The sequence below is a fragment of the Pseudoalteromonas sp. bablab_jr010 genome, from assembly GCF_016464105.1.
Classification (GTDB): Bacteria; Pseudomonadota; Gammaproteobacteria; order Enterobacterales; family Alteromonadaceae; genus Pseudoalteromonas; species Pseudoalteromonas simplex.
The window spans coordinates 1-21452 of record NZ_JACDWV010000013.1 but is presented as its reverse complement, the minus strand read 5'-3'; the positions used below and the strand labels follow the sequence as shown (position 1 = coordinate 21452).

General features: G+C 40.7%; 15 protein-coding genes, 3 tRNA genes and 1 other RNA gene. 9 read left to right on the top strand and 10 right to left on the bottom strand.

Annotated elements, in window-relative coordinates; genetic code table 11:
- The first annotated feature begins 71 nt into the window (after positions 1-71).
- Positions 72-255: non-coding RNA, 6S RNA (gene ssrS / locus JIG37_RS00220), on the top strand.
- A 9-nt stretch (positions 256-264) separates the two neighbouring features.
- Here ssrS and JIG37_RS00215 read toward each other — a convergent pair.
- The 7 genes from JIG37_RS00215 to JIG37_RS00185 all read right to left on the bottom strand — a co-directional run bounded on the left by JIG37_RS00215 (position 265) and on the right by JIG37_RS00185 (position 7662).
- Positions 265-711 (bottom strand): hypothetical protein, encoded by a 447-nt coding sequence (locus JIG37_RS00215; RefSeq protein ID WP_194441743.1) that lies wholly within the window; start codon positions 709-711, stop codon positions 265-267.
- Positions 712-976: 265 nt separating this feature from the next.
- The gene (locus tag JIG37_RS00210) at positions 977-4057 is read right to left on the bottom strand and encodes an efflux RND transporter permease subunit (protein ID WP_199528349.1); all 3081 of its coding nucleotides are present in this window, start codon (positions 4055-4057) and stop codon (positions 977-979) included.
- Positions 4057-5355, bottom strand: coding sequence for an efflux RND transporter periplasmic adaptor subunit (locus JIG37_RS00205; RefSeq protein ID WP_199528348.1), 1299 nt, complete (start codon positions 5353-5355; stop codon positions 4057-4059). The genes JIG37_RS00210 and JIG37_RS00205 overlap by 1 nt, the downstream gene beginning before the upstream one ends.
- Positions 5356-5357: 2 nt before the next feature.
- Complete coding sequence (locus JIG37_RS00200; RefSeq protein WP_199528347.1) at positions 5358-6764, bottom strand: TolC family protein; 1407 nt, start codon at positions 6762-6764, stop codon at positions 5358-5360.
- A 486-nt stretch (positions 6765-7250) separates the two neighbouring features.
- Positions 7251-7326: transfer RNA gene (locus JIG37_RS00195), tRNA-Phe, on the bottom strand.
- Between the two features lie 114 nt (positions 7327-7440).
- Positions 7441-7516 (bottom strand) — tRNA-Thr (locus JIG37_RS00190).
- A gap of 70 nt (positions 7517-7586) precedes the next feature.
- Positions 7587-7662 (bottom strand) — tRNA-Phe (locus tag JIG37_RS00185).
- Between the two features lie 259 nt (positions 7663-7921).
- On the opposite strand from JIG37_RS00185, the gene JIG37_RS00180 reads away from it, so the two are divergent.
- A complete protein-coding gene (locus JIG37_RS00180; RefSeq protein ID WP_199528346.1) occupies positions 7922-10684 on the top strand; it encodes an ATP-binding protein in 2763 nt (920 codons plus the stop codon).
- Positions 10685-10733: 49 nt separating this feature from the next.
- Here JIG37_RS00180 and JIG37_RS00175 read toward each other — a convergent pair whose 3' ends face one another.
- Together JIG37_RS00175 and mutY are read right to left on the bottom strand one after the other, a co-directional pair.
- Entirely contained in the window at positions 10734-11006 is a 273-nt protein-coding gene (locus JIG37_RS00175; protein ID WP_036970432.1) for an oxidative damage protection protein, read from the bottom strand.
- A gap of 15 nt (positions 11007-11021) precedes the next feature.
- Complete coding sequence (mutY, locus tag JIG37_RS00170; RefSeq protein WP_054551300.1) at positions 11022-12101, bottom strand: A/G-specific adenine glycosylase; 1080 nt, start codon at positions 12099-12101, stop codon at positions 11022-11024.
- A 215-nt stretch (positions 12102-12316) separates the two neighbouring features.
- Here mutY and trmB point away from each other — a divergent pair, with 215 nt between their 5' ends.
- The 5 genes from trmB to arcA all read left to right on the top strand — a co-directional run bounded on the left by trmB (position 12317) and on the right by arcA (position 17173).
- A complete protein-coding gene (gene trmB / locus JIG37_RS00165) occupies positions 12317-13042 on the top strand; it encodes a tRNA (guanosine(46)-N7)-methyltransferase TrmB (protein WP_054551299.1) in 726 nt (241 codons plus the stop codon).
- 16 nt (positions 13043-13058) lie between these two features.
- Positions 13059-14087 (top strand): 16S rRNA (guanine(1207)-N(2))-methyltransferase RsmC, encoded by a 1029-nt coding sequence (gene rsmC, locus JIG37_RS00160; protein ID WP_199528345.1) that lies wholly within the window; start codon positions 13059-13061, stop codon positions 14085-14087.
- A gap of 120 nt (positions 14088-14207) precedes the next feature.
- Positions 14208-15830 carry an ATP-binding protein gene (locus tag JIG37_RS00155; protein WP_138602048.1) on the top strand — a complete coding sequence of 541 codons (1623 nt, stop codon included), beginning with the start codon at positions 14208-14210 and terminating at the stop codon, positions 15828-15830.
- Positions 15827-16351, top strand: a complete 525-nt coding sequence (locus JIG37_RS00150) for a YfiR family protein (protein ID WP_228290684.1) — start codon at positions 15827-15829, stop codon at positions 16349-16351. Before JIG37_RS00155 ends, JIG37_RS00150 begins: the two co-directional genes overlap by 4 nt.
- A 105-nt stretch (positions 16352-16456) precedes the next feature.
- A complete protein-coding gene (gene arcA, locus JIG37_RS00145) occupies positions 16457-17173 on the top strand; it encodes a two-component system response regulator ArcA (RefSeq protein WP_054551295.1) in 717 nt (238 codons plus the stop codon).
- A gap of 6 nt (positions 17174-17179) precedes the next feature.
- On the opposite strand, the gene arcB is transcribed toward arcA, so the two are convergent.
- Positions 17180-19507 carry an aerobic respiration two-component sensor histidine kinase ArcB gene (gene arcB / locus JIG37_RS00140; protein ID WP_199528344.1) on the bottom strand — a complete coding sequence of 776 codons (2328 nt, stop codon included), beginning with the start codon at positions 19505-19507 and terminating at the stop codon, positions 17180-17182.
- Positions 19508-19681: 174 nt separating this feature from the next.
- Between arcB and folE2 the strand changes: the two genes are divergently transcribed.
- The gene (gene folE2 / locus JIG37_RS00135; RefSeq protein ID WP_054551293.1) at positions 19682-20602 is read left to right on the top strand and encodes a GTP cyclohydrolase FolE2; all 921 of its coding nucleotides are present in this window, start codon (positions 19682-19684) and stop codon (positions 20600-20602) included.
- An 81-nt stretch (positions 20603-20683) separates the two neighbouring features.
- A complete protein-coding gene (locus JIG37_RS00130; protein ID WP_054551292.1) occupies positions 20684-21277 on the top strand; it encodes a DUF2726 domain-containing protein in 594 nt (197 codons plus the stop codon).
- The last annotated feature ends 175 nt before the right edge of the window (positions 21278-21452 follow it).

Below are 21452 nucleotides of genomic sequence, written 5' to 3'. Positions count from 1 at the left end.
AAACTACGCGAACGATCCGCTTTTTTTACTTCTATGGTTTAAGGATTGAAACTTGTCTTATATACTGAAGGTGTTCCCTAGGGTGCAGGAGCTTGGTTAAGTCCCTGAGCCGATAAATTTTATGTTAGGGTTTCTGTTCGTTTACTATTGTGCAAGCTCGGCATGTACCGAGAAGCCTACGGTAGACCGCAGATCCCCGCCCTGAAACCTCAAGGTTTCAGGACTGACACCGGGCACCGCATACTTGGGGAACACCAACTCTTATTAAGTTATTTTCAACAAGAAAACATTATCCGCGACTTCCTCAAACTTTTCACATTGGCGTAAAGCTTCAATACTAGCCTCAGTAACATAAGTTTCTTTAAAATCCTTTTTACTTTTTTTATCTACAATGTAAAGGCTAAAAAAATCTCCGCATTTAGATACATATAGATCACTTACATTTTCTAATGATATTATGTTGTTATCTATTTTAAGTGATGACTCTTGAACGACTATTGTATTAGGCCAACTTAAAAACCTGAACAAATAAACAACAAAAAATAAACTCGTCAAAGGAAAACTAACAATTACTATAATCCGTTTTACTTCTAATGCCTCTTTTGAAGGCATTAAAATGGCAATCGAAAACCCTACCAAACCAAGAAGTAATAAGATTAAGTGGTTTTGAATATTTTTTAGATTCAACTTTTTATTAAACTCTAAAGTCACAACTTCAGCCTTAGCCTCGATTTCATATCTATAATATAGATGTCGTCATTTATAGCGACACATAATCGTTTAATTGACGGGCTAAAGCCCGACCTACGACTTACCCGTTATTTAAGAAATATCGCGCGAAATAAATTTCACGCCTACATCTAAATTCAAAGACCCGCACGATCGACTTAAAGCTTTTTATCTGAAAGCTGATAGCTCCTGTGCGTTGGGTTTCACTTCACTCTACCCAACACACATGTTTTCAACCTATCGAACCCTACTTAAAAAATCCCTGAAAACGCTCCATTAATAGATAATTAACTGGCACTAATAGCAAGGTGATAAGTGTTGCGAAAATAATCCCAAAGCCAAGGCTTACGGCCATTGGAATAAGGAATTGTGCTTGCGTTGCTTTTTCAAATAACAACGGCATTAAACCAATAAAGGTGGTTAAACTGGTTAACATTACTGGGCGAAAACGTGCCGCCCCTGCAAGCTTAACGGTTTCCAGTAAATCACCGCCCTCTTCACGCTTCTTATTAATAAAGTCAACCAGTACCAACGAGTCATTCACTACAACGCCTATCAAGGCTAGCATGCCAAGTAGGCTCATAATGGTTAACTCCATGCCCATTACCCAGTGACCCATTACCGCACCTATCATACCAAACGGAATAACACTCATCACAATTAATGGCTGCAAATATGATTTAAACGGTATCGCTAATAATGCATAAATAATAAAGAATACAAACACCAGACCCCAAGCGAGTGAACCAAATGATTCACGCTGCTCTTTGGCTTCACCTTCGAGCGAGTAATCAACGCCTGGGTATTGCACCATTAGCTCATCTAAGTAAGTTTTTAAGTCTGCTTGCAGTACCGTCATATTGGTATTTGATTTTTCAACATCGGCTGTCACATTCAACGTACGATAGCGATCAATACGATAAATAGACGATGGACTTTGCCCCGGTACTAAGGTTGCCACATGCGACAATGGCACTGTGCCACCTGTTGGGGTTTTAATTAAAATATCTGTTAAATCAGCAACAGAGCGACGCTCTTCAATTGGCAAACGCACCATAACACGTACATCATCACGGCCACGTTGAATACGTTGAACTTGCGCACCAAAGAACGAATTACGCACTTGTTGCGATACATCAACACGGTTTAAACCAAGCGCTAAACCTTGCTCTGTTAGCTCAATTTGCAGCTCGTCTTTCCCATCAGACATGCTATCAGCTATTTCGTACACAGTTGGGTAAGTTGCTAAACGCTCTTTTACCTTTTCTGCCACAGCTTCAAGGGTGTCGATTGAGCTGCCGCTTAGCTGTACATCAATGGGGTCTGAACTGCGACCAAACTCAGCACGGAAAGTCACACTCTCTGCGCCCGGTATAATACCAATAAGGTCACGCCATTCACTGGCAAGCTCTCGAGAACCTATATCTGAATCACGTTTTTCGGCTGGTGTGATTTCAAAGCGCACACTACCTGTATTTGATGAACCACCACGGCCACCCGTGGTTGCCAAAATATTTAAAATCACGCTTTGACCATCTTCATCGCGATACTTGTCTTGTAGCTCTTTGGCCTTATCTGACATATCGATGATGTATTTGTTGGTCACTTCAAACGGTGTTCCAGCAGGGAATGTTAGCTCTGCGCGAACGGTTTCACTTGGAATACGCGGGAAGAATATAAACTTTGTCCAACCGCTGGTGATCAGGGTCAAAATGATAAAGAAAATACCTACGAACAAGCTGACCGTTGCTAATTTATTCTTTAGCGCAACATTTAGTAGCGGCTGATAGTACTTCATAATGGCGTGTTCAAAGCCATCGGCAAAACGCTGCTGAAACTGCTGCAGTTTTGACGGATTACTTTTTTCGCTGCGTAGTTTTAAGTACTTTAAGTGAGCCGGCAGAACAAATTTAGACTCTATTAAAGAGAACAGTAATACCGGAATAACGACAACAGGAATTTGCGCAAATAAGGCACCACGGTTACCTTCGATAAAGGCTAATGGTAAAAATGCTGCAACCGTTGTAAGTACACCAAAGGTAACGGGGGTCGCAACTTCTTGCGTACCACGTATAGCAGCTTGCTCACCACTTTCGGCTGTTTTTAGGTGGGTGTAGACATTTTCACCGGTCACAATGGCATCATCAACAACAATACCAAGTACCAAAATAAAACCAAATAAACTCATAACATTAAGCGTAATACCAAAAATTGGCATCGCTAAAAACGCGCCCATGAATGACACAGGGATACCAATAAACACCCAAAACGCAATGGCAGGACGCAAGAACAAGGTAAGTAATGCAAGAACTAAAATGCCACCCTGAATAGCATTGGTTGTTAGCGTCGCAATACGGCTTTTCACTATTTCAGAGTCGTCATCCCAAAAGCTTAACTCAAATCCTTCAGGCAGCTGACTTTGATGCTCGGTAATGTAATTTTTTACCGCATCAGCAACTTCAATCGCACTTTGCGGACCAATACGATACACATCAATAAATGCCGCTTGCTTACCATTGAAGCGAGTACGGACTGGGGTTTCTTCGAAGTCATCGGTAATACGGGCAATATCACCTAGGCGAATAATGGTACCATCAGCTTGGTACTTCACTACAACTTGGGCAAACTCATCTTTACGATAGGCTTGGCCTTTTGAACGAATGAGTACATCACCCCCTTCGGTTTTTAAGTTACCAGCAGAAACATCGGTACTTGAATTACTAATTGCTGAAGAAATGTCCGATAAGCGTAAATCGTATTGGCGTAATGTATCTTGGCTTACTTCAATGGCAATTTCGTAATCTCGCACCCCACTTAGCTCTACCTGAGTGATTTCTGGCAAGCGTAATAAGTCATCACGTACATGTTCGGCATATTCTAAAGTTTCTTTTTCGCCGTATTCACTTGACACAGTAACCGCGATTACTTCACGAGTGCGCTGCGCGAGTGCCACAACTGGTTTTTCGGCATCAACCGGAAAAGTATTAATGGCATCAACCCGGCTTTTAATATCGGCTAATAGCTCCCGTGGGTCATAGCCGGTATCGACTTCAATTGATACAGAGGCAGAGCCTTCTGATGAGCGGCTAGTTATGCGCTTTACGCCTTCGAGATCTTGCACCGCTTCTTCAATACGGATAGCGACACCTTTTTCAACATCTTCAGGTGTTGAGCCACGTAGGGTCACGCTAACACTAATGCGGTCTGCTTCAAATGATGGGAACACTTCAAGTGGTATTTGCGTCGATACGCTAAATAGCCCCGCTAATAAAATGCTGATCAGCAATAAGTTTGCTGCAACATGATTCTTTGTAAACCAAGCTATCATTATTGCGCTCCTTGCTTACGAGCAGCGCGGCGTTGTTCAATTAATTTTTCAACGGTAATACCTTGCTCTTTTGCTTGCTTTTCAAGCTCTTCACGGCTTGGACGCTGTGCTTTACCACGTGTAGCTTGATACGCTTCGCTTCCCATTACCGTCACTTGGGTACCTGAGCTAACTTGACCAAGCGGCGTAATCACTAAGTGATCTCCTGCTGATAAGCCTTCGGCAACCATAGCTTGAGTCGCGTTTTGCCAAGCCAGTGAGATGTTTTTGCGACGCAACACACCTTGCTCTTCAACATAAACATAGGTGCCTTGATAAATAGCACTGTTTGGGATCACAATGACATTTTCAATCGCCTTGCCGGTAATTTGCGCTTTGATGTACTGACCAATTTTAATTGGGTATTGATTAGCTGAAGTGGCTTTGTAAGGGTCATTAATTTGTGCAACCACATAAAGCTGCTGCGCGCTTTCATCAATGGCACCTTCGGTGCGAATAACTTGACCTTGCCATTGCTGTTTACCAACAAGATCTGAGCTAAATTTAACGAGTGAACCGGCACTATTTTTAGCACCATCACGAAATTGTTCTGGTAAGTTAATGAACGGCAGATCTTTATTTTTGATTGGTAAGCGAATTTCAACACGGTCAATGGCATAAATACTGGCAAGTTCCATGTTATTACTCACCACCTGACCTAAGTCTACGCTGCGGCTTAAAACTCGCCCCGCGTATGGAGCAGTGATTTTTGTACGCTCTAAATCAAGTTTCGCTTTTTCAAGCGTCGCTTGGGCAGACAATACACTTGCTTCGGCTGCTGCAAGTTGTGGCTTACGCAGTACCAGGCTACTTGCTTGTTCGCCCTTACCTAAGCGCTCCCAATCGGTAACTGCTTGGCGACCACGAGCTTGCTCTTCGAGTAGGCTTTGCTCAGCGGTTAATAAAGCCGCTTGTGCTGATTTTACTTCGGCGCGGTGATCTCTATCATCTAGTTGCAACAACACATCGCCTTTTTCGAAAAAGCCACCTTCACGAAATTGCTCACTAATTTCGATAATTTGCCCTGAAGCCTGCGCGACTAGCATACTTTGCGTGCGTGGCTTTACGGTGCCAAAACTATCAATCATCACCTGATAAGTTTCTGGTGTTAGGGTTTTAACAGCCACATTCACTTTTGCTTTTGGCGGTGAAGAAAAGCGGTTTGCTTGAGGCGGGTTGCCTTTAATAAACATGACAAGCAGTACCGTCACAACGATCACTACCAATGGAATTAAAATTTTACGTGTCTTGCTATTCATGATTATTGCTCTGCTACTTCGCTGTTTGCTTCACTAAAATCACCACCAAGGGCAATATGTAAGTTGATTCTGTTGATAATTAATTGGTTTTTAAGTTCGATTACCGAACTTTGCGCATTGAACGAACGGTCTTGTGCATCGAGTACCGTGGTGTAGGTAACTAAACCACTTTGATATTGTTCAAACGCTAATGCCTCTGCGGTAATGGCATTTTCTTGCGCTTCTAAGGTTTTTTCGTAGCGTACTTTAAGCGCTTGCTCTTGGCTGATGGCTGTTTCAACATCGTTAAAGGCATCGTAAAGTGTGGCAAGATACGCCTGCTCTTGGCGCTTAACGTTTAACCTTGCTTGTTCTTCATTGGCTTTTAAGCGACCACCTTCAAAAATTGGCATCGAAATACTACCAAGCAGCGACCACGCTAAGCTTGAAGGCGAAAATAAGTCGCTCACTCTATCTGTGCCATCACTGATTGATGCAGAAAGATTTAAGCTCGGAAAACGCTGTTTATGCGCATAAGCAAGCCCAGCATCGGTGCTAAGTAATTGATACCAGCTTGCCATTAACTCAGGTTTGCGAGTGATAAGCTCTGAAGGTAAACCAAGTGGAATAGCACTGTCGAGTAGTGGTAAATCTGCACTAACGCTTAACGCGCCAGTTGGGTATTGGCCTGTTAAACGCTCTAAATCACGAATTGATTTAGTTAACGTTGCTTGCTGCGCGGCAATGTTTGAGCGCTCAGTATTTAGCTCATTCCGAGCAAGATAAACATCAAGCGCTTCATTTAAACCTTGGCGATAACCTGACTCAATAATATCTAAATTTTTTTCTGCGTTTTGCTCACGCTGCTTGTATAGTTCAAGTAATTTGTGATTCGTAATAACATCAAACCAACCCGCTACCACATCAGCGACTAATTGTTGTTTGCTTTGTGCAAATGTGGCTTTTTCAGCTAGGTATTCAAGATTTGCTTGTCGTTCTGAGGCTGATAATTTACCCCATAAATCAACTTCGTAGCTTAATTCTAATGATGCTGAGCTGGCGTTGTTATAACTAACAGGGCGGTTATCTTTACTACGGCTCGCACGTGTTGATAAATCAAGGCTTGGCCATAAATCAGCCCCAGCGGCAATAAGCTGCTGCTCTTTAATCGCGACATCATAGCCCGCTTGTAAAATCGCTTGGTTATGGGCTAATGCTTGCTCAACTAAAGTAAAAACTTGAGGGTCGTGTAATTGCTGCAACCAGTTATCTTCAACAGCAAGCGCTTTGTCGCTAGAAGGGAGTTGCTGCCATGCACTTGGTACTGTCTCAAGCTCAGCAACTCGTTCATTGTGAGTCGGCTGGCTCGCACATGCACTTAGCAAAATTACACTTAAAGCCAATAAACTCGGCTTATATTGCCAATTCATTCTAAAAACCTGAAAAACATCTATTTATGAGTGTAATTCAAGCACCACGTTAAATTTTGCTCAACTGACTTTACATAACATTACACTGCCTGACATTTGACGACGATGAACGGTAGGAAAATGGAGGTAAGTTGCAAACTATCAGCTATCAGCTATCAGCTATCAGCTATCAGCTATCAGCTATCAGCTATCAGCTATCAGCTATCAGCTATCGAAAATCTTCCATGTAGTTTTTCTTTTATACAAGTACTTATTATTCTTATTCGCGCGAAATAAATTTCACGCCTACGGCACCGGGTTTAGCCATAGTAATGTGCGGGCACAATCTAACTTTACTCTTTCCCCTTTCTAACTCGCTAACTTTTCAATCTGATAGCTGACGGCTGAAAGCTGATAGCTCTTTAAATTTCACGCCTACGGGAAGTAAAATCGTGATTTGGAGGGGGTAAAACAAAAAAGCCTCGCGATTGCGAGGCTTTTAATTAATGGTGCCCAGAGGCGGAATCGAACCACCGACACGAGGATTTTCAATCCTCTGCTCTACCGACTGAGCTATCTGGGCAATATTTAGTTTTATGCAGAATATCCGCAAGGATTTTCAATGCAATTCCCGATGGCTCTACCGACTGAGCTATCTGGGCAAAACAATTAGCTAAATGCTAACTATTAAAATAAATGGTGCCGACTATCCGAGTTGAACGGATGACCTACTGATTACAAGTCAGTTGCTCTACCAACTGAGCTAAGTCGGCACACTAAATCTGTGTGCTTGGCACGATATTGATGTTTAAATCATAAGTTAAACACCAATATACTAAATAATGGTGCCCAGAGGCGGAATCGAACCACCGACACGAGGATTTTCAATCCTCTGCTCTACCGACTGAGCTATCTGGGCGTGCGGCGTATTAAACGGGTTTTGCCTTCTCAAGTCAACTTTTTTTTGAGGATTCTAACTGTTTGCACAGTTTTCAATCAAGATTGCTGTTTTCAATAGTTTTTAGCCTATTTAACCAACAACTTTTATGCTTTTAAATTGACTCTCATCATAAAAGAGTTACCTCTGTTAAAAACGTGATGAATTTTTCTTCACAGATGGTAGGATTGTCTAAATATCAAGGAAATGTACCTAGCTGTAAAATTGTTGGATAAGAACCATGCCAAGTAAATCGAATTCACCTGTAAAAGGCTTACTACCGCTTTTTATAATTACGAATCTCGTCATCACCCTGTTAGCGGTCGTTGCTTTTTCGTTTTATCCAACTAATGATGAAGCACCAGTAAAAGAGTTGAAGCCAAATTTAACGGCCATTCAAGTTTCAAATCAATTGCGTGCCCCCCTTGTTAGTGCTTTAACAATGCCAGGGCAAGATAAAGTAAAAGAAGTACTGGATTTAAGCTTACTCCTTAATACTGGCTTTGATTACTATTTATATAGATACGAGTTTAACGGTGATGTTTCTTTAGTTTATGCAAACAACAAAGAGCTTATTCAACCCACTAAAGTCAATCAACAACTAGCTGAAAAAACACTAATACATACTGTTCTTGAATTTAATGACCAGCCTGTTGGCGAGTTAATTGTGAAACAACACCCTATTGAGCAGCCTATTACACAATCTTCTGTGCTTTCAATCGGTCTTGCTAGCTTAACGCTTCTAGCTTTAATTATATTATCTTTTGCGCTGAGTATTTTTATCAATAAGCGTTTTAGTAAAAGCAGTTCATCGTTAAATAAAGAGCTAAAAGCTATTACTGACAATGCGGACTACCAAGGGCAAGTAACTGAAACCCTTGACTTTGGCCTAGACTCTGTCGCAAAGCATGTAAATCAATTACTTAAAAAAGTTGAATCAGCAATTACCGAGAACAAAGCAGCACAAGCTGATTTACAAAAATTACAAAACAGCCTAGAGACAGAGGTACAAAACCGTACTCTCGCTCTTGAGCAAGCAACTCTAAAAGCTGAACAAGCAAACGAAACTAAAACCACTTTCTTGGCTACCATGAGCCATGAGATTCGCACCCCAATGAACGGTGTTATTGGCACAATTGATTTACTTCGCCAAACAGAGCTTGATGGGGCGCAACATAGACTAAGTACAATTATTCGTGATTCTGCATTTTCGTTATTAGGGATATTAGATGACATTCTCGATTTCTCGAAAATCGAAGCGGGTAAATTAAATATCGATAACATTCCTTTTTCAGTATCTGACACGATTGAAGAAGTTGCCCGTGTTTTATCATCGGTTGCCAAAAAGCGTGACCTTGAACTAGAGCTCGCTATTGCGCCCGATATCCCAACAAACCTAATTGGCGACACGGTACGAGTTCGCCAAGTACTTTACAATCTATGTAGTAATGCAATTAAGTTCACCAGCACAGACGACAAGCAAAAAGGTCATGTAAAAATTTCGGTGGAGGTTGCACAAAACACCACTGATCACTACACATTACGCTTTAGTGTATTAGATAACGGTAAAGGGATGACGCAAGCGCAGCTTCGCGAAATATTTAATCCATTTATTCAAGCTGAAGGGTCAATAACCCGCGAATACGGTGGCACAGGGTTAGGTTTATCGATTTGTAAAAGCTTAACCGAACTAATGTTGGGTACAATTTCTGTAACCAGTGACTTAGGTATTGGCAGTGAGTTTGTCGTTGAATTACCTTTTAGTACGCAAGGTAAAGTTGATTATGCTCACAAACAAGTCATGAAAGATCAAAGAGTTGTTGTGGTCTCTAATCATGACGGTCGAAAAAAATTACTGACACGTTATTTATCATTTATGGGGGCAACACCAGTTATCGCCCAAAACAATGAGCAAATTGAAGTTGAGCAGGACCGAAAAGAGCTGATTTGGATCCTTGATGGGATCGAAACCATGGAAGATATTAACTATATCTTACGTCGCTTACTTTACACTTTAGAAGATAATAATCAGCAAGTTATCGTCTTAAGTAGATTAGATGAAGCTGCCGTAAATCATAAGAATATTTTTTATCTAAATGCAGTACCATTATGTAAGTCAAACTTTATGATGTCACTTCTCGTGGCAGCTGGATTACATAAGCCTAAACAAATTTCTTCTACCAAATCATTTAACGACTACCTAAGTGTTGATAAGGCTCGTGAAGAAAACAAGTTAGTACTTCTTGTTGAAGATAACGTGCTAAATCAGCAAGTGCTGACCGATCAGCTACATCTACTAGGCTATGGTGTTGAAATGGCTGAAAATGGTGAGAAAGGTTTAGAAGCATGGCGTGAAGGTAAGCACTCTATTATCTTAACTGATTTACACATGCCAAAAATGTCTGGTTACGATATGGTAGAAAAAATACGCCATGAAGCATCGCAACTTGAAGATATCAACGCCCAGCCTTATGTAATTGCTATAACAGCTAATGCGCTTAAAGGTGAAAAAGAGCGTTGTTTAAGCATAGGCATGAACGATTACATTACAAAACCTGTTGAGCTAAATGTGCTTGAAGGAACACTTCATAAATGTGCTTATAAAGCAAACCCAGAAGCTGCAAAATTGGAAAGTAAAAAACTTACAACACCAATTGATATGGATGTACTAGGTAAATATGTCAATGATGAAGCGAAGAAGCTACGTTTCTTTAAGATGTATTTAGAACAGAGTAATCAACTCAGTAAAGAGGTAAACGCTGGGGTTATAGAATATGATTTAGATAAAATTATTACTTCTTGCCATCAGCTAAAGTCAATTTCGAAAACCATAGGAGCAATGAAGGTTGCTGAGCTTGCCGCTGGATTTGAACAAACCTGCAAAGAAAGCGAGCCTACAAGCGACGAATTAATTGCACTTAGAGATAGTTTCGAAATTGAATACTCTAAGGTGGCTCAGTTCTTAAAAGAACAAATTAACAAAGCCGAACAAGAAGCTGAATAATACAGATCAAAAAGGGCCATTACGGCCCTTTTTACTTTTGATTATGCGCTTATTTTTCTGGTGGACGGTAGCCTTCTATTTCTACGTCTTTACCTTCAAATAAGAAACCCACCATTTGCTCTTCTAAAAAAGCACGGTGCTCTGGGTCCATCATGTTCAGGTGTTTTTCGTTGATCAGCATTGTTTGCTTGTGTTGCCATTGGCCCCACGCTTCTTTACTGATGTTGTTGAAAATCTTTTCACCAAGCTCACCTGGGTATAGTTGGAAGCCTAAGCCTTCAGCTTCTTTTTGTAACTTTTGACAAAATACTGTACGTGCCATAATTGCTCTCTACTCTTATTGCGTGATGCTATTGTAATCTATTGCGCTTAATTGTTTAACCAGCTTTTTCGTTGGTGCAGCAAGACCAACCTCAACAGACTCATCAAGCGGATACCAAACCAGTTGTCGTTCATTAATGAGATCTGGAATGCTCGGCAAGGTTAAAACATGTGGATTGATGGTTAGCTCAAAATGCGAAAATACATGGGTAAAGGCTTCAAGTGCTTGCGTATTGTTTGATAAACCATGCTGGGCTAAAAATGTTTCTAACTCAGTTAATTCGCTAAACTCAAAAAAGCCAAACAATCCACCCCATATCCCTGAGCTTGGGCGCTTTTCCATAAGCACTTTATTGTCGCAGGCTAGAATGAGCTGATGGCATGACTTTTTCGGTACAGCTTTTTTAGGCTTTGAATGCGGGAACTCTTTTACTTTACCTTCTTTAAAAGCAAGGCATTTACTATTCAAAGGACAAGGCTCACAGTCAAACTTACTACGTGAACAAAGGCTTGCACCTAAATCCATCATTGCCTGATTAAACTCAGTAACCGACTCTTTAGGCGTTAATTGCGATGATAATGACCAAAGTTGATTTTCGACCTTTTTCACTCCGTACCAGCCTTCAACCATAAAAAAGCGTGCTAGCACTCGTTTAACATTGCCATCTAAAATTGGATGATGTTGACCAAGCGATAAAGACAAGATAGCCCCTGCCGTTGAACGACCAATACCCGGCAAGTCCATAACTTCTTCAAGCGTAGTTGGAAACTCACCTTGGTAGTTATCACGGACTATTTTTGCAGTTTTATGTAAGTTACGCGCTCGGGCGTAGTAGCCAAGGCCAGTCCAATGGTGTAACACCTGATCTTCATCGGCATTAGCAAGCGCAATAATGTCAGGAAAGCTTTGCATAAACTTTTCAAAGTATGGAATAACAGTCACCACTTGAGTCTGCTGTAGCATGACCTCAGAGATCCATACCTTATAAGGGGTTTTATTTAACTGCCAAGGGAGAGTTTTACGGCCGTGAAGGTGGTACCAGTCAACCACTTGGTTTGCAAACCAAGTTGACTCCTTATTGCTTAAATTCAAAATAACATCTTTACTTGCTGAAGCTCATTGCGGCCAAGTCTATTGCAGTTGGTTAGGCCAAGCAAGTCGAACAGCCCCTACTTTGCCTAAATAGCTAGCATATGGCTGCAATATTAATCTCATAAGATAAACAAGCCCAGACTATTGTACTCAAGGCGCAGGTCAGGGATAATACGCACCCTTTTTCTATCGTCAGTATTTTTATCAGGCCAAAATATATGAGTGACTCAAGTAACCCAAACCTCGAGCAAGCAAAGCAAGAGGGTAAATACATCCGCACGATTCGTAGTTTCGTAAAGCGCGAAGGTCGCCTCACAAAAGGCCAAGCGGCAGCCATCGAGAAGTGTTGGCCAACGATGGGCCTTGAGCATAAAAATGGCATGCTAAACCTAAAAGAAGTGTTTGGTAACGATAACGATGTGGTACTAGAAATCGGTTTTGGTATGGGTAAATCGCTAGTCGAAATGGCTAAAAACGCACCAGAGCTTAACTTCATCGGTATTGAAGTTCACCGCCCAGGTGTAGGTGCCTGTTTAATGGATGCCGACGAAGCAGGTGTAACAAACTTACGCGTATTCGAACACGATGCAGTTGAAGTTCTAGCTGATTGTATTGCCGATGAAAGCTTATCTAAGCTGCAATTATTCTTCCCTGATCCATGGCATAAAAAACGTCACCATAAGCGTCGTATCGTACAACCAGAGTTTGCGCAAAAGTTACGTAGCAAATTAAAAATTGGCGGTGTTTTCCATATGGCGACTGACTGGGAAAATTATGCTGAGCATATGCTTGAAGTAATGCAAGTTGCTGAAGGTTACAAAAACCAGTCAGAAACTAACGATTACGTTCCTCGCCCAGATTCACGTCCACTGACAAAATTTGAGCAGCGCGGTCACCGTTTAGGTCACGGCGTATGGGATCTAATGTTTGAGCGTACTAAGTAACAAAAGGTAAAGCAGCATGAGTAAGTTAACCAACCCAAGTTTATTATTGCTTCGAAATGAAGACGAACTTGTTGGACAATCGATTTTAGTGGTTAACTTTGAGCAAGATGGCTTCTTACGCGAACTTAAAACGCTAAACCCTGACGCAAAAATTACTGCGTTCAGTTATAACCACGCAAATGCCATGTATGCTAGCAAAATTGCCGGTGTACATGCTGTGGTTAGCCACACTATTCCAGATAATAACTACGATTTAGTTATCTATTATTACCCAAAAGCTAAGCCCGAAGCACAAATGTGCCTCGATAACATTCGTGCTGTTTGTCATCAAGACGCGCAACTATTTGTGGTAGGTGAAAATAAAAGCGGTGTTAAATCAGCAGAGAAACAACTAAAAGATCACTGTGGTTTTAGTAACAAAATCGATAGTGCCAAGCACTGTATTTTGTATTTATTCTCTGAGCTTACGCTAAACGATAACTTTGCTATCGGTCGTTATCATAAGCAATTTCAAGTGAAAGCCGGCGATATTGAATTTACGGCGATTAGTGTGCCGGGCGTATTTAACCACGGTGCGCTTGATGTAGGTACCGCGGTACTTCTAAATAATGCGCCAAGTATTAGCAAGGGTAAAGTGCTCGACTTTGCATGTGGCGCAGGCATTATTGCTACTTATTTAGGAAAAAAGCAGCCTGAGCTTGAGTTTGTATGTAGCGATGTAAGTGCTCTTGCTACTTACGCCACAGAGCAAACACTTGCATTAAATAACCTTAAAGGCCAAGCGGTATTAAGTGATGGCTTATCTGATATTAATGGTAAATTCGACTTAATCATCAGTAACCCACCTTTCCACACCGGTATTGCCACTGATTACACCATTGCCGAGGCATTTCTTAGCTCTGCAAAGCAACACTTGAGTAAGCAAGGTAAACTGACCATAGTTGCAAACAGCTTCTTAAAATACCCACCTATTTTAGAAGCGCAATTTGGCCAATACAGTACCGATTTCAAAAATACAAAATTTGCAGTTTACTCAGCTAAATAAAAGTTGAGTAAATAGCTTATTCGTAGCAAAAATATTTTTTAAAATATTTAGTTACTTTTAAATGTCTTTGCTAGACTAAACTCTTACTAATAAAATAAAAATTTAGGCTTTCTATAGCGCATGTCAATTTTATCGGCACAAACGAGTATTCGTAAGGCATTAACTAATGCGGTTATGCTTGTTACTGCGTTGTGCTTGTCTTTGTCTATCTCTATTTCGACCTACCTAGATGTAAAAGAACAAAAAGCCTTAATTGTCGATAAAATAACTATTCTATCTGAAATTATTGCATATAACGCCCAGGTCACAGTGTTATTTGATGATAACGAAACTGAAACAGAGCGCCTAAAATCTTTCGAGACAGTGCCGCTCATTAAAAACATTCACATATACGCAATTGACGAATTATCGAATGAGCCTGTTTTTTTCAGCAGCTTTAACGCCAATAGAACTCCGCCAGTTCCTATCAAAGTAAACAGTATCAGCGATCTGTCTGAGCCAAAGTTTAAAGATGATGTAATAGAATTAATAAAACCAATCAAATATGAAGGAGAAGTGATTGGCTATGCCTATGTTCGTGGTGGCTTAGATAGGCTCAATCAGTATATTAACCGTAAAATCTTTATTGATATTTTACTAACCCTATTTGTTTTAGTGTTGGTGTATTTTGTTGCTCTGCGTATTCAAAAACGTATTGCGAACCCAATTGATGAACTGAGTAACTTGCTTCAAGATGTGTCAAAAAACCATAACTATGATACTCGCGCACAAAAAACTAATGTCGATGAAATTAATCAGCTTTCTAGCAGCTTAAATATCATGCTTGCCCGAACCCAAAAGCAAATCGAGCGCCACGAAAAAGACAAACAAGAAATAAAACAGCTTAACCAAAGTCTTGAAGAGAAAGTAAATCAACGTACTATTGCCTTGCGTGAGGCTAACCAAGAACTACTCAATACACTTGAGCGTATGCATCAATACCAAAATCAAATAGTAGAAAATGAAAAAATGGCCTCTTTAGGGCAAATGGTTGCAGGTGTAGCCCATGAGGTAAATACACCTATCGGCTTAGGTATTACGGGTTCAACTTTGCTGCGTGACAAGCTGGCAGAAATCAACGCGCAGTTTGAGCAAAAAACACTCACCTCAGCACATTTAAAACGCTTTATAACTGATGGCATTGAAAATCTAGATCTTATCTATCGCAACTTAAACCGAGCCGCAGAGCTAGTCTCAAGCTTTAAGAAAGTGGCAGTTAATCAAGATGTCGAAATAACCACTAACGTAAACTTATATAATTTATTAAATGATGTGATTATGTCGATGCGCTCAGAAATACAATATCGCAACCCTAAAATCACGATTAACTGCAATAATGACTTTAGTATTGAGACTAAATCGGGACCATTACAGCAGGTGTTACAGCAGTTATTGAGTAACTCTGTGATCCATGGTTTTAGCGACGAGCTTGATAACGAGATCACCTTTAACGTTGAGCGCAATGAAAGCAGCTTTATTATTCACTATTTCGATAATGGCGTTGGTGTTGAAAAGACGATTCGAAAACGTATTTTCGACCCATTTGTGACAACCAAACGAGGCGAAGGTGGAAGTGGACTAGGTATGCATTTAGTTTATAACCTGGTAACCCAAGCCTTAGGCGGTACAATAATTCACGATGAGTTAAATACCGAGGGTGCTCATTTTATTATTACTCTGCCCTTATCTGAAGGTAATGCATGATGAAAATCATATGTTGCCTTTTTGCTTTTGTTATTTACGCCACCCCGAGTTTTGCAAAATCACCAGAACAAGTAAAATCGGCGTTTTTATATCAAATTGCTAAGTTCACTAAGTTTACTGAAAGCATGGATCCTCCACCTATTTCTTTCTGTTTTTATAATGTAGAAACAGGGCCTGGGTCGTTCCTAAAGGACAAAAGTGAACTGCAAATTAACAAAAAACCTATCAACGTTATTTTAGTGAAAAAAACTCAGCAAATTTCTGAACTTTCTCAGATTTGTGATATCACATACATTGATGAAACATTAGAAAATGATATACTTCCACTTTGGACCGATACAATTTCATTAAATACTTTAACGATAGGTGAAAGTATTCGCTTTTTAGAGAAAGGCGGAATAGCCTCTCTGGTTCAAGAAGGAAATAAAATCCGACTGTATATCAATAAGCAGCACGTATTGCAGCATAACTTTAAAGTGCAATCTCGATTGTTAGCTATGGCTAAGTTTTATCCAAATTGATTTTACTTGTTAACAATTGGATCTAATCCTATAATCTCTAGTATTCGGTTTTGCTTGATAATACCGAATTTTTGTAAATAAAATTTCCGAAAAGGTTAATATACAATGCAAACGCCAGTCATTCTGATCGTAGAGGATGAAGACGTAACTCGACTAAACCTCGTTAGTTTATTTGAAGCCGAAGGTTACAAAGTTATTGAAGCCATTGATGGCGATGATATGCATGACAAGCTTACAAATAATGATGATGTGAACCTTGTAGTTATGGATATCAACCTACCAGGTAAAAACGGGCTTATTTTAGCGCGTGAATTACGTCAAAAACGTAATGTTGGTTTAATTTTCTTAACAGGTCGTGACAACGACGTTGATCGCATTTTAGGTCTTGAAATTGGTGCTGATGATTACATCACAAAACCATTCAACCCTCGCGAATTAACTATTCGTGCTCGTAACCTTATTTCGCGCACAGCATTAGGTGGCGAAGAAGCGAATATCGAAACAAATGGTGTTATTACATTTAACGGTTGGGAACTTGATGAAAACAGCCGTTGTTTAACATCTCCAAGTGGCGACGCTAAGCGTTTACCTAAAGGTGAATACCGCGCACTTCGTTTAATGCTCGATTCACCAGGCCGTATTTTCAGCCGTGAGCAATTAATTAAGCACATGACTGGCCGTGAGCTTCGTGCAAATGACCGTACTGTAGACGTAACCATTCGTCGTATCAGAAAACACTTTGAAAGCGATAACAGCACCTCTGAGCTGATCAGCACCATCCATGGTGAAGGCTATCGTTTCATTGGTAAAATCGACAGCTAATTAGAATTAATCTTCTAACTGTTGTAAGAATAATTGGAGGGCGTCACGCCCTTCATTTATTTTAACTGCAAGTTCATCAAGCCACTGTTGTAACTCTTCACTACTTTCTTCAAGCGCGCCGTGTTCCATCTTCTTAGCATGTAACTGCACATCGTTTAAGCCTACAGAGCCAGCTGCACCTTTCAATTTATGCGCCACCGATTTGTATTCTTCTCTATCATCTTTAGCTAACGCATCTGCTAGCTCAGTTTGATACTGAGGGTTTAACTTATTAAATAACTCACAGCTACGATTAAAAATAACCAGCCCCATTGAGCCTACAAAGTCTTCGATGGTTTCTATATCGAGAAGCTCAACACGTATACCCGATAAGTCTTTTTCCGTCACGGCTTTAATTGGCTCAGGCTGACAATTTTGTTGCTGTTTTATATCAAATAGCTCGCCGAGCATTTTATCGAGTTTTGTGGTGTTGATAGGCTTAGCGAGTGCACCTTGAATATTAATACCCGCAAGTTCTTCTTCGGCACTACGCACGTTGGCAGTCAAGGCAACGATTGGCAGCTTATCAAAGTGCTCATCATCACGAATTTGACGAGCAACTTCATCACCATTGATATCAGGTAATTGCATATCAAGTAAAACGAGGTCTAAGTCATCTTCTGTGTAGACAAACGACAGCGCATCTTCACCTGTTTCAGCCCAAATAACTTCGTGGCCACGCTGCTCAAGTAGGTTGGTAGCAATCTCAGCATTTAGCGGCACATCTTCAACTAAAAGAATATTTAAGCTGCGTACCGCATAACTTTGCTCAGCTGGCGCAATACAAAGCTTAAGGGGAATTTCGACAACAAAAACACTGCCCTCACCTTCAGTACTGCTGACATTGATTTCACCTTTCATCGCAGTAACAAGTGCTTTAGTTACTGCAAGACCAATCCCTGAACCAATTGCATTGGTGCCTTTGATATCAGGTGCCTTATAGTACATGTCAAAAATACGGTGCAGCTGCTCTTGAGGAATGCCTTGACCGGTGTCGCTTACACGCATCACTAACCAAGGCCCATCAGCGCGATTCTCACGGCGACATTCAAGCTCAACATGACCCTGTTGGGTGAACTTAACCGCATTATTGATGAGATTCCAAACTACTTGACGTAAACGAGTCGGATCAAGTGACGCATAAACGTCTAACGTACCTTTGCGTTTAATATTGAACTCAAGCCCCTTTTGCTCAGCAATTAAGCCTGCAAAGTTCACCACATCATTTATAAAGTCGGCCACATTGACAGAGTCAGCAACAATATCAAGCTGCTCACGATCAATTTTATCCAAGTCGATAATATCGTTAAATATATTGCCAAGGGTTTCGGCACTTGAGAATACCGTGTTACACCAACTACGTTGTTGTTTATCAAGTTCTGTATCTAGCAACATGCGGGTTAAACCCACTATACCGTTAAGCGGTGTTCTTAGTTCATGACTTAGAGTCGCAATGAATTTACCTTTATCTTTGTAAGCCGCTTCAAGGGCCTGAGCCGCCTCTTTACGACTGGTGATATCACGGCCAAAGGCAAGTAAACCAATGTACTCACCTTTTTCATTAATAAAGGGTAGCTTGCGCATTTCAAACCAACGTTTTTCACCATTAACAGGGTATTCAACGTCAAGTGTAAGAGCTTGGTGAGTTTGAGATACTTTTTTGTCGGTGCGAAGTACCTCCGGTAAATAATCACTTGGATAGATTTCTTCGACACTCTTGCCGATTAACTCATCGCTGCTTTTACCAATCACTTGTTCGAACATTTTATTACAGCCAGCAAACACACCATTGTTGTCGCGGTAATAAAACAAATCGGGAGATGAGTCGACAATAGAGCGTAATAGCATGCCTTGTTGAGCTAGTTCTTGTTGAGTTTTCTTACGCTCAGCAATTTCGCGTCTAAGTTCTTCTATTGCTCTGTGCTTAGCATGAAACGCCATTTTACGTTCATCAATCTCTTCGTTTAAGCGACTGATATTGTCTTTTAGTGTTTGATTGAGCAGTTTTTCTTGTTTGGTTGCGCTATCTAGATAACTATAAGATGCTTCTAACTGGCGAATAGAATTGAGCAGCACTGTTATTAATATCGGCGATACTACTGCGGTAAAAAACAACACAGCTAAAACATCAACTAAAGTTACCGTACCGACTGCTACATAATAAAACATGCACGATAAAATCAGCGACATGACCAGTAATAAGGCATAACAGGCAGCGGCAGTTTTAAACTCACCGTACTTAGAAATAAAGCTTGAGAGTGTGCGAGCCCAGGGACTCAAAGAAGAATCAATCATATATTAAAGCTTAGGCACATAATCGAAAAAAAACAGCATAGTTAATTTTATCACTATTCCTTTAGAAATATTCATATTGTGCGATAAACATAGAATTTTTTCATCAACGCCGCTTTTTTATATTTTTTCATGTAAAATACCGCGCTTTAATAATTGCAAAGAATGAGTATTACCATGCAAACCACAATGCCAGATATTGCTGATACGGCTCCCGCCTTACAAACAGGTAAATTAGACTGGGTTGGCATGGGCGAAATTGAACTTCCTTTCATTTTTGAAACTCGCAATATTGCCCCTGTAAACGTAATTGCCAAGGCACGCGCTTTTGTAAACTTGCATAAAGAAGACGCCAAAGGCATTCATATGTCGCGTTTATTTTTAGCCCTTGATACCTTATCAACCGAGCAGCAAGTTAATCCACAAACTCTCAAGCAAGCACTTGATGCCTTTATTAGCAGCCATGATGATTTAAGTGACCAAGCACAAATCGAATTTAAGTTTGAGCTACCACTGCGCCGAAAATCTTTATTAAGTGGCAAAGTAGGTTGGAAAAACTACCCGATTCATCTGATCGCTAAGATCAACCAAGGCATTGTAAGCTTTGAGTTAATGGTTGATGTCACTTACTCGTCAACATGCCCATGTTCAGCGGCTCTTGCTCGTCAATTAATTCAAAACGCTTTTAGCGAAAAGTTTGCAGAGCAAAATGTTGATAAGCAAACTGTTTTAGAATGGCTAGGCACAACTGACGGGATTGTAGCTACACCACACTCACAGCGTTCAATCGCCAACGTGAAAGTAAAACTCGACAGCCAAATTGACAGCTTTGATGTGGTTGGCTTAATTGATGCTTTAGAAGCTGAGCTAAAAACGCCAGTACAAGCGGCGGTTAAACGTGAAGATGAGCAAGAGTTTGCCCGCTTAAATGGTCAAAACCTCATGTTCTGCGAAGATGCTGCACGTAAAATTAAAGGCTTACTTGAACAGCATAACTACGCAGATTACTGGCTACAAATAAACCACTACGAATCACTTCATGCCCATGACGCGGTAGCAATCGCTGTTAAAGGGGTTGCTGGCGGATACACGGCTTAAAAATTTCGGGTAGCTCCATACAGTTAGGCACGCTAATTGCTATTAGTTTTCAGTGTCAATTTGTTGTTGTGGAGTTACCGTATGGAATTCGCTTTATTATCAATTTTAGTATTAGTCGTCGTAGCCTCTGTTGTTGCGTCAAAGTTTACCGATGAAGGCGGAAACCCTTACCCTTTCACTCGTAAGCAAACTGTTTTTACGCAAGTTGAGAGTGCTTTTTTACACCTGCTAGAACGTGCTGTAGGTGACCAGTACAAAATCGTCAGCCGTGTTAAACTGATTGATTTAATCGACTGTAAGCAAGGCTTATCTGTCAAAGCTAAACGTGCTGCAATGGCTAAAGCCAAAAACAAACAGTTAGATTACGTGCTTATCGACAAGGACAAACTTAGCATTGTTGCCGCTGTTGATTTAGTAAATAACACCAACCGCGACGGCCACAAAGCCCAACGTGACTGGTTTGTCAGTGGCGCGTTAGAAGCGGCAGGCATTCCGCATATTCGTATGAAAGTAAAATCAGGCTATCAACCAAGAGAAGTGCGTGACGCTATCATGTTTAAACTTGGTAAACCTGCAGCAGCACCGGCAAGACCTGCACGCAATCGAGTAACTAAACCAGCAGTACTATCACCATCACAAGCAAAAGCACACTCAACGGCGCTTGCAGAAATATAGTCCGTCATAATATTGGCAAAAGCAGACTTTAAGGTCCAATGCCGATCAGTTAAGCAATTGACATTTGGCATAATAGGATCAAAATCCGATGATCACAGGTCATCGGATTTTTTTATGCCCCTTAATCATAGCTTCGCCAATATTTCATCATTTATCGATTCTAATATTCACAGCT